Source organism: Variovorax sp. OK212 (genome assembly GCF_900112425.1).
Lineage (GTDB): Bacteria > Pseudomonadota > Gammaproteobacteria > Burkholderiales > Burkholderiaceae_C > Variovorax.
Genome location: NZ_FOLP01000047.1, coordinates 1 through 9374, shown reverse-complemented (window position 1 = coordinate 9374; position 9374 = coordinate 1). Strand labels below are relative to the sequence as shown.

The window sequence follows — 9374 nt, the reverse complement described above, 5'->3', positions numbered from 1 at the left end:
GATGGCCCAACATGGCCATGGCTGACAGCTTTGTTGCAGCGCCGACCTTACAGCGTGGCTGTCGCCGCGGTGGCGAACAAGCTGGCGCGAACGATCTGGGCGGTGCTGGCACGCGGTCAAGCCTGGCGCCCCGAGGCGTGGCAGGCCGCGCACTGACGACGAAGAGAACGATACAACCAGTTTGAAGGAGAGCAAGCGACCACGCGTGTGATGGGCCAGACAGGTCGGACCGGGACGAGGACACTCCGATAGGGAACAAGAGCGCCAAGCTCGTTGATCAGATGGGAGACTCGTCAGCGAAAACCATCAGGGCCAGCAGGCATACCCGCCTGCACAACAGGCCGGATATAAGACTGCAGCTCTGCCTCCTGATTCCTCACACACACGAGTTCTTGCAATCCGGGAGGCGCCCATATAAGACCTTCCCTAGTACGATTGCAGAACTGACTTTGTCTCAAGGCACTCGAAACAAACAAAGACGTAAATCATCCCGCAGTCGCCGATGATGAAGTCGTCGTTTATCGAGTCGAGCTGACCATAGAACGTCATCGCTTTGCCGCAGGAGCAAGCAGGAACCTCCGGTTCCTGGATGAAATCGGGCTTTCCTCCTAGGCGATGACGGTGACCTATTTCGTCCGCTGCCCACTTGAATGGAGGAAGTGACCTTGCTTCCTCCGTCAGAGGCTCAGGGACCAGTTTGAATGATGGTATTTCGTTCATGGCTCGCGCTATTTTCCATACGGATGAATCGGTATTCCCTGAAGGTTGTAGTCGTCCATCATGCGCCCAAGCTGTCTGTAGACATCTGCGTCAGTCGCGTTAGGATTTCTGTCGATCCAATCGCGCCAAGTTTGGTTCCATCGTCCAGGCATATTTCCCAATCCTCGCCCATGAAGACCCTTTAGGTGAGAGAGATCACCAATGGAGACCGTATGGTCGTCGATGTTGATCCCGCGCGACGCGAAGAACTTGCGAAACTGTTGAGACATCAGATGATGGTCCATCATCTGTCTTGGTGCCGGCAGCCCGCTAGGATCGCAATTCGCTGGCGTTGATCTACCACCTGAAGGCGAACCGAGGCCGGAGGTGCGCCCAACTGCCCCTCTCCCGCCACCAACCAAAGGCGGAAATTGCATGGGTTTCCAACCTGGAATCTTGTCGATCTGCCCGGATCCTCCGCTGGGGGTCGGCGACAGAACAAGCGGTTTTGGAAATGAGCTTTGCCCTTTTGGCGCGAGGGCATCGTCATCGAACATGTTGATCGCATCACTGACTGCATACTCAAGCCGATTCCATCCGCCATCAAGTCCGGTGGGATCGCCCTGCGTGTAGCGTCCGGTGGTGGGGCTGTATGTCCTGAAGCCGTTGTAGAACAGCCCCGACTCCTCATCCGCGTACTGACCCGGATAACGTAGGTTGAACTTCACCTCAGAGGTATTGGTGGTGCCCGGATTCGGCGTCATGTCGGGGTTGGCGAATCGGTTCTCCGCAGTCGTCGGCCTGTCTTCCCCGAACGCGCTATAGCCCCATTGCCATACCGCCTGCCCGCTTGAGTCGGTCAGCTTGCGCGGCGTGTTTAGGTGATCACTGTGGACTGCGAACGCATTGCCATTGATCACCGCTGCAATCGGCATCGGTCCATTCCCCGTCGGGAGGTAGATGTACTGCGCTTGCCCCGCGCTGTTCTGTCCGCCGCTGCCCACTTCCGCGATCAGCGCGCCTTGCTCATCGTAGACATACGCATACCCGAGTTGCTCGGCCTGCGTGGTGCTCGGACTCCACAGCTTCGTGAAGAACGCGATCAGGCTCTGCATGAAGCCCGGGTTGCTCTCGTCCCCCTGCACCGGCGGATACAGCGGCTCGGTCTTGAAGACGCGTTGGCCCAATGCGTTGTGGGCATACCGCGTGGTCGGGCTGACATCCGTCGCGCCCGTCGTCGCCGCAGCCAACCTCCCTTCGGCATCGTAGGCATAACTGCGCAGCCCGTCGCTCACCATATCGCCGTTGGCGTTGTAGCCGTAGGTGACGCTGGTGTTGCTCGCGCCGTTGATGGTCTGCGCAAAGCCCGTGAGCCGGTTGCTCGTGGCGCCGACCGTGTACGTGCGGTTGGTGCTCACGCCGCCGAGCACGCGCGTGCTGCTCGAGCGGTTGCCATTGGCGTCGTAGCCGAAGCCGGCGGTGTTGCCCGTGGCATTGAAGCCGGTGATGCGGCCCACCGCGTTGTAGCCCACGCTCCAGGTTACGTTGGCACTGGCGATGGTGCTGTGCGTAGGGTCGGCGTCGCCGGCCTGGTAGAGGTTCTGAGTGAGGCTGGTGATGCGGCCGGCGGCGTCGTAGACATAGCTGCTGAATTCCGTGGCGGTAAGGCGGCCCGCGGTATCGTAGGCGCGGCTCGCGGAAACCGCGGGAGATGCCAGCGCCCAAGTCCACGCAGTGGGCTGGCCCAGCGGGTTCCAGGCGATGCCAGTGACGAGCGGGTTGCCGTTCAGGCTCAGGCCCGTCAGCCGGCCGGTGCTGTCGTACGCGTGGGTGAGCAGCCCTGCGCCGTTGGGATAGCCGATGCTCGCGAGCGTGCCGTTGGGGTTGTAGCTGTAGCTCACCTGCTGCACGCCACCGTTGGCAAGGGTCTGCTTCTTGAGCGTGACGCGGCCGAAGGCATCGCGGGTGTACTCGGTGGTGCCGCTGCGGTCGATGACCTCCGACAGGTAGCCCTTGCTCGCGGACGTGAGGTCGTAGCGCAGCGTGGTGGTCTTGCCGTCTGCGAAGACAACGCTGGTTGGCCGCCCGAGCAGATCGCGGTTGATGGTCGTGGCCTGGCCGAGGGCGTCCGTGATCTGGCTGGGCAAGCCCAGCGCGTCGTACTGGGTGTTCGCCGTGCCTGTGTCTGCGCTGGCCTCGGTGATGGCGTTGCCTTGGGCGTCGCGGGTGTAGCCGGTGACCACGCCCTTGAAGTCCTTGGCTTCGGTGACGGCGTCGAGCGCGTTGTACTTGAGGGTGGCGCTGGCGTTGGCTGCGTCGGTCACGGCCTTGACGCGGCGCAGGCCGTCCAGGCCGTACTGCGTGCTCTGGTTCAGGCCGTTGGTGGTGCGAGTCAATTCGCCGTTGGCGTCGTAGCCGAAGGTGCTGGTCTGGTTCGGGCCTTCGGTCTTGCCCGAGAGACGGTTGATGTTGTTGACGGTGCGCGCCACGCTCCATGCCACGCTGCCGGCGCTGTCCTTGATCTGCTCGGCGGTGCGGTTGCCCATGCCGTCGAGCGTGTAGGTGCCGCTCTCGCCTCGGTTGTTGCTCCAGCCTGTGAGGCGGTGGGCTGCGTCGTAGGTGTAGGTCAGCACGAGCCCGGTAGGCAGTGACACGGTCTCGACGGTGCCGTAGGGCTTGTACGTGAGCGTGGTGGTCTGGCCGTCGACGGTCTGGGTCAGCAGACGATCGCGCAGGTCGTAGGTGTAGGCGATGACAAGGCCGTTGGGGGCGGTCGTGCTGGCTACGCGGTTGGCGTCGTCGTAGGTATAGCTGGTGACGTGGCCCAGGGCGTTGGTCGATGTGAGGGCATTGCCTCGCAGGTCGTAGGTGTAGCTGGTTACTGCGCCGTTGGGTTCAGTGCCTGTCTCGACCAGTTGCTGGGGGTTGTAGGTCCATTGCCAGAGTTGGGTTTTGTTGGTGGCCGTGTCTGTGATGGTCTTCGACAGGGTGTTGCCGAAGGCATCGTAGGTGTAGGCGGTGGCGCGGCCAGACTCGACGGTCAGCGCGGGGAGGCTGAAGGTGGGGTGCCACTGGGTGGTTACTGTCCGGGCATCGGGGCTGCCGGAAGCGTAGACAACAGTAGTGGGCAAGCGGCGGGCGGCATCCCACGTCGTGGTGGTGGTGCTCCCCTTGAAGTCGGTCTCCGATGTCACAAGACCATCCGCGTCTTGAACCCGAGTCGCCGCGTCAGAACTGCCTGTACCCGAAGGTAGCGAGCCGGACGCAACCGAGAGTTGGCCCTTGATGGTGCTGTAGCTGTATGACCGTGACGTCCCCAAAGGATCGACCACCGCCGCAGAGCTTGGTGACTGGTAAGTAACTTGATAGTTGTCCGCACCGCCGGCCAGTACGGAACTGGTGGCTCGCCCTTTGCTGTCATAGCCGAAGCTTCCCCAACGTCCTCCCGTTTCATCAAGGATGCCCGTCAAGGCCTGAACATACGCGGCGTTCTCGTAGAGGAACGTGCGGGTCTTGCCGTCTGGGTAGGTGACGGAGGAAAGGCGGCCCGATCGGTCGTATGAATATCCTATCGTCCTTCCATCAGGAGTACCGACGACAGCCAAGCGGCCAGCAACGTATGAAAAGACAAGGGCGCGGCCAAAGGCATTGGTGACGCTAACGACCTGGCCCGCTACGTCGTATGTGTAGGTATGAGTCCACCCATTGGCCCCCACTGTTGTTAGCAGTTGCCCATTGGCCGCGAAGGTGAAAGTGCTGTCGTCGTCTGTGAGGCGCCAGACCCAGACACCGCCGCTAGCCTCCGTCAAGCTATCTGCACTATCGCCTGCAGTCCAACCTGCGCTGGTGGAAGCCCGTGAGAAGGTACGCACGTTCCCCTTGGGCAAGGTGATGCTGATCTTCAACGGAGCTGCAGCAGGTGTGGCGTACAAACCAACGCGATAGCTGTGCGCCCAGACTTGTCCCAAACCAGAACTCAGCCGTGTGTCGTCGTTAGCCCAATTGCTGCGGTAGCTGCGAGTGAAGGACAGGGCATCAGGGCCACGGTCGGTCCAGTCGGTTTCGCTGCGGTACTTCTCAGCTGTCGCAGGCAAGATGGGACGGGGGGTGCTGTCCCCGTCCCTACACATATTGGGAGGTTGAGCTACTTGTTTAGGCTTGCAAGCCGTCTGGGTGTCGTCCTCTACAAATCCTGGGGACTTGCACTGGCAGCCCGAACCGGACATCAGCTCGCTGTCCGCAGGACAAAACTCTCCGAATACACGAAAACCAATTCCGCCCACCCACACCAGTCCATCCGATTTGCGCAGGGCGTCATAGGAACAATTCAGGCCATTTGACGACTCGCGATAGTTCCCCAGTATTGTCCAGTTGGCTGGATAGTCGGGGTAGACCCCGCGCATTTGCTTGTCGGCAGCATCAGGGCCGAGTGATACACACGCAGCGATCTTGGTTGGAAACGCTTCGGTTTGCCCGTACAGCGACCACGTCTTCAAGGTCGGGAGAAAGGCAAAAGCACTGCTGCTGCTAAACAAGAGTGCCAGAGCTATGCCGGTGCTCCAGCAGGAGAAAAGACAGTTCTTCAATTGCCGCGAGCTTGCAGGCAAGTGACTTAGATGGATGGCCTGAAGGCCAGGATTTGGTTGATCGAAAGACGATTCTCGGCCGATTGGCGGCCAACCGGAGCCGACCGTGCGCCGCAGCGCCTTCACGATGCTCATTGCACTCCCTCATGCTCTCTCGGTTGCGTGTCCGAACATCTGCGGCCCACTCTTCGCGAGCCGCGACGATCAGCATTTCTTGAACGGCCGATCACCCCCTCAGGTGATGCGCACCGCCACACAGCGCACTCCGTACAAGTTGTTTCAGGTTAGCCGAAAGGCTTCGTGCAGCCAAGGTTGGCTAGGCGCCCAGTCTGCTGCTCGAAAAGTGCTGAATATGAAAGTACGCAGGGACAGCACGGTATGTTGTTGCTCCGCGACAAAAAAAGCATTCCGTGCGGTCGGTGTCTTATGCCGCTGCCGCTCACTGTGCTCATTTGAGCGGTTCTGCCGCATGAGCGGTGCCGCTCACAGCGCACGAAACGTCGGGCGATGAATGAATAGGTTTGGCCCAGCTAGTAGCCGCTTCATTGCCGGTGCGGCCATTAACCGCGCTTCGGCTTGGCCTGCCTCTTCGGCTTGCTGGGAACGGTTGCGATCTTCCTCTTGGCCGCCTCGACCTTGATCGCAAGCAGGCCCTGAACAGGGGCGTTGCTCTTCTTCATCTCGAAAAACATGGTGGTGCTCCTTTGGGCTAGGTGATCGCTTCGACTGCATCCCGTTGTTCACGGAGCAGTGCATTCATTTCCTTCGTGAGCTGGCGCGCTTCGCGCCAAGCACCACCGGTATAGGCGTTACGCGACACCTTGGCTTTTCCTTCGGGGATTTTGGGCCGGTGGTTTTCTCCCACGGTCGCCAGGTGCGGATAAGTAGGGACTGCCGTTCCCAGCGCTCTGGTGTCCATCCATTGGCCATTGCATGTCGCCCCGCCGGGATCCGATGCGAGCTCATCGACAACATTCCGCTTCCGATACCAGGGCCGTCGACGGCTCCATTATTTCCAGAAGGCGAAGCGAGCTGAGCACTTCTGTCCGCGCAAGCTGCCCTCGAGGTGCCTTTTTGCTGGGCGCTCGAGAAGTGCGGTTGTAGCATTCGCATCGCCACACCAGCAACCCGGAGTTCAAATGCCCCAAGGCGTTCCGAACGAAGCTGACATGTACGGGATCTACCCAAAGCCATGGGGGTTCGAGGTGTCGCTGTCCAGGGCCGGCGTTCGCCACCTTCATCAGTTTGGGATCGCTCAATGGGGTGACAAGGAAGAAGCGCTGCGCCAAGCGCGTGCGCGACGCGACGCAATCGTTCAAAGCATCCCACCAGCGAAGCGGCGGGTTCGGGCCGAAAAGGTCCGGGTCAACAACAAGACCGGCACGCCGGGCGTCACGCCGATTTTCCGAGCTGACGGCAGCGTCCAAGGGTGGAGGGCCAAGACCTACATCGGGCCCGGCGAGATCCTCCGCGCCTACTTCTCAACCAACGAGCACGGCGACGCCGCGCAGACGCTGGCCATCTATGCGCGCGCATCGCAGTTGGACCGCATGGCGGGCCTGACGCGACCTCACCCCGCCGAAGCGCGGCTTCGGGAGAGAACTGAGCCACCGCGCATGCTGGAAGCCCGCAAGCTCACGAAGACCGAGATCGTCGGGCGCAACAACACCAGCGGCGTGCCCGGGGTTCAGTTCAAGGCTGGTCACGGCGAGCACCCGGGGTACTGGATGGCCATCACTGGCGCACGCAATGCGCGCTCCATCTCCAAGGCGTTCTCCATCAAGACACATGGCTCCGACCTGGCGAAGGCACTGGCCGTCGCGGAAAGAGTACGACAACTCGCAGCAAAGAGCGCAATCCCATCGGGCAACGAGGAGTTCCGGGTGTCGTCATCGCAACTCGACGCCAGGCAGTAGCGACATGCCCACCCGTTGTGTCAGCTCTGCGTAGCTGATAGGCCGCCCGGCGGGGGCGTCTTCAGAATTTGGCTGCCAATGCGCCCAAGCCTTGCCCGTGCTCTCGTCGTAGACCAGCTTGAACAGGTGGGTAGGCACACGCACGCGATTGGCCCCGACCGTCTGGCTTGCGGGACCAAACACCGGCCCGGTGATCACGAACACGTTGCCCTCGGCGCGTAGCACGTACCGGCGCGTGTCCTGCTCGATCTTGGACCAGGCACCCGAGTTCTGTGCCGGGTTCTGCGGGACCATGTTGGCCAGTGAAAAGCTCTGCGCCATCGCTGTCGGGTTCGGCATGTCGCCCGCCGGAGCCATGTGCCCGCGGGCATACCCAGAGCCCTTGTAGTCGCTCAGCTCGGCGCGCTCGCTACGCGGCAGCCGCGCATCTGCAAAGAACTTGTTTGTGCGCTTCTCGTTGGCATCTTCGATGCTCGCGCGCGTGAGGCGCTCGGCCACGAAAACCGGTGTCTTGCTGGTGCCGCTGTACAAGAGCGCAAACGCCTCATAGCAAAGCTCGCGCTGCATGGGCGCTCGCGGAATTGACGGCGCGACACCACCGGCGAAGAACTGGCGGCACCTGAAAACTGGGTGGCAGTCGTCGGGCCGGCACGCTCAGCAGAGGGAGCAGACGTCGACGAAGGCGTGGGCAGGAATCCGCAGCTTGTCGCCTGGATCGAGATTGCGCCAGCAGTGATGAGCCAGACCGCTGTACGGCGCAAGACGATGGCTATTCCGCTGGTCGATGATCTGCTTCGTTTGCGCGGCTTCTTCTTGGGCATCGGGGGCGGGATGTTAGCCCGCTGGCAAGTCGAGCTTCTGCTGGTATTCGTTGTACCAGCTCTTCAGAGAATTCTTTGTTGGAAAACCGAGCTGACGGATAGTGGGTCTGACGCGTTTGCCCAGCTTGATGTAGAGCTCAACGGCTCGAATCCGATCTTCGTATGAATACATGAACTACCTCCTGGTAGTCCAAGTTTTCGTCCGCACCCCCCTAGGGTCAGAGATCAGCGGAATTCAACAGCATGTTCCCTACAAGGGAGTACAGGGGTCGCTCCTGCATTTCGAAGGTCACGATTTCGCCGTTGTAGAGGTCCATTACAGGTGACAGGTAAAGCTTTGCGCCGCGGACATTGAATTCGGTCACGTCAGTCACCCATTTCTCGTTCGGCCGCGCTGCGTCGAACTGGCGATCGAGCACATTCGGCGATGAGACGGACTCGCCCCGGTAGGAGCGGTATCTCTTCGGCCGAACCAGCGACTTCAGGCCGAGGCCGTCCATCAACCGCTGCACGGTCTTGTGGTTCACCGCCTGGCCCGACTGACGCAGTTCGGCGGTGATGCGCCGATAGCCGTAACGGCCCTTGTGACGCTCATAAACGGCCCTGATGCGTGATTTCAAGCCCGCGTGCTTGTCACCGGTCTCCAAGACCTTAACTTGGTAGTAAAACGTGCTCCGCGACAAGCGCGCCGCGGTCAACAAAACCGGCAATGGGTAGTCTGGCCTCAGTTCGAGAACGGCTTGCGCTTTTTCTGCGCAGCTTGCCGATTGGCTCGAACCAAGGCCTCCAATTTTTTTAGGTAGGCTACCTCCGCGCGCAGTCGTTCAACTTCTTCACGCAACTCACGGTTCGAGTTGGCGCTGTCCGTGTCCGGTACCTCTGAATTCGGCTTGTCAGCCTTCATAGAATGCGCTTTTCTGCTGCCCTCGAGTGCCGCGGTACCGCCGCCATCGAAGGCGCGCCGCCAGACGACAACCTGATTCGGATTGCGAATATCGTAGATCGCAGCAATCTGCCGACTGGAGAGCCGCTCACGATCTTGATGCACCAGCACCTGGAGCTTGAAATCAGCAGTGTAGGCACTGCGTTTGGGCTGCAGTCCGGCAACTCCGTGCAGTCGGTAGTGACTAACCCAAGTCCGAATCTTCTCCTCGGGCACTGACCAACGCCGCGCGAGTAGCTTCGCGCCACCGTCTCCAGCCAGAAAGCTCTCAACGACCTTGAGCTTGAACTTTGTTTCGTACTTCCTCATGGGACTGAATCGCCCCGGCTTTCATGGAGGCCGGTTGGTTTAAGTCATGCCGCCATCGTGGCGGTCTGACTGGCGAGTTGCCGGTAATAGTTTGCCTCAG

Annotated in this window: 7 protein-coding genes and 1 pseudogene; 2 read left to right on the top strand and 6 right to left on the bottom strand. The window is 60.8% G+C overall.

Going from position 1 to position 9374, the window contains the following annotated elements; all coding sequences use genetic code 11:
* Positions 1 to 728 precede the first annotated feature (728 nt).
* From BM004_RS40200 to BM004_RS41285, 3 genes are all read right to left on the bottom strand, one after another.
* Positions 729 to 5420, bottom strand: a complete 4692-nt coding sequence (locus tag BM004_RS40200) for an RHS repeat-associated core domain-containing protein (protein ID WP_093222514.1) — start codon at positions 5418 to 5420, stop codon at positions 729 to 731.
* 425 nt (positions 5421 to 5845) lie between these two features.
* Positions 5846 to 5977 carry a hypothetical protein gene (locus BM004_RS42370; protein ID WP_256220311.1) on the bottom strand — a complete coding sequence of 44 codons (132 nt, stop codon included), beginning with the start codon at positions 5975 to 5977 and terminating at the stop codon, positions 5846 to 5848.
* Between the two features lie 17 nt (positions 5978 to 5994).
* Positions 5995 to 6204: a hypothetical protein gene (locus tag BM004_RS41285; RefSeq protein ID WP_143072698.1), complete on the bottom strand. Its 210-nt coding sequence runs from the start codon at positions 6202 to 6204 to the stop codon at positions 5995 to 5997.
* Between the two features lie 220 nt (positions 6205 to 6424).
* Between BM004_RS41285 and BM004_RS40195 the strand changes: the two genes are divergently transcribed.
* Positions 6425 to 7201 carry an AP2 domain-containing protein gene (locus tag BM004_RS40195; protein ID WP_177206798.1) on the top strand — a complete coding sequence of 259 codons (777 nt, stop codon included), beginning with the start codon at positions 6425 to 6427 and terminating at the stop codon, positions 7199 to 7201.
* Here the strand turns inward: BM004_RS40195 and BM004_RS40190 are convergent.
* Positions 7175 to 8022 (bottom strand): annotated as a pseudogene (locus BM004_RS40190) (DNA/RNA non-specific endonuclease). The gene BM004_RS40195 and the pseudogene BM004_RS40190 sit on opposite strands and share 27 nt — an antisense overlap.
* Between BM004_RS40190 and BM004_RS42625 the strand changes: the two are divergent.
* Positions 7937 to 8188, top strand: a complete 252-nt coding sequence (locus BM004_RS42625; RefSeq protein WP_371287262.1) for a hypothetical protein — start codon at positions 7937 to 7939, stop codon at positions 8186 to 8188. The pseudogene BM004_RS40190 and the gene BM004_RS42625 overlap by 86 nt on opposite strands.
* Before the next feature lie 52 nt (positions 8189 to 8240).
* Here BM004_RS42625 and BM004_RS40185 read toward each other — a convergent pair whose 3' ends face one another.
* Both BM004_RS40185 and BM004_RS41275 read right to left on the bottom strand, forming a co-directional pair.
* Positions 8241 to 8750: an IS3 family transposase gene (locus BM004_RS40185; RefSeq protein ID WP_256220312.1), complete on the bottom strand. Its 510-nt coding sequence runs from the start codon at positions 8748 to 8750 to the stop codon at positions 8241 to 8243.
* The gene (locus BM004_RS41275) at positions 8747 to 9274 is read right to left on the bottom strand and encodes a helix-turn-helix domain-containing protein (protein ID WP_143072697.1); all 528 of its coding nucleotides are present in this window, start codon (positions 9272 to 9274) and stop codon (positions 8747 to 8749) included. Before BM004_RS41275 ends, BM004_RS40185 begins: the two co-directional genes overlap by 4 nt.
* Positions 9275 to 9374: the final 100 nt, after the last annotated feature.

Excerpts from the sequence above, each read along its gene's own strand:
- BM004_RS41285 (WP_143072698.1), bottom strand. The coding sequence starts at position 6,204 with ATGGACACCAGAGCGCTGGGAACGGCAGTCCCTACTTATCCGCACCTG.
- BM004_RS40200 (WP_093222514.1), bottom strand. The coding sequence starts at position 5,420 with ATGAGCATCGTGAAGGCGCTGCGGCGCACGGTCGGCTCCGGTTGGCCG.
- BM004_RS42625 (WP_371287262.1), top strand. The coding sequence starts at position 7,937 with ATGAGCCAGACCGCTGTACGGCGCAAGACGATGGCTATTCCGCTGGTC.
- BM004_RS41275 (WP_143072697.1), bottom strand. The coding sequence starts at position 9,274 with ATGAGGAAGTACGAAACAAAGTTCAAGCTCAAGGTCGTTGAGAGCTTT.
- BM004_RS42370 (WP_256220311.1), bottom strand. The coding sequence starts at position 5,977 with ATGTTTTTCGAGATGAAGAAGAGCAACGCCCCTGTTCAGGGCCTGCTT.
- BM004_RS40195 (WP_177206798.1), top strand. The coding sequence starts at position 6,425 with ATGCCCCAAGGCGTTCCGAACGAAGCTGACATGTACGGGATCTACCCA.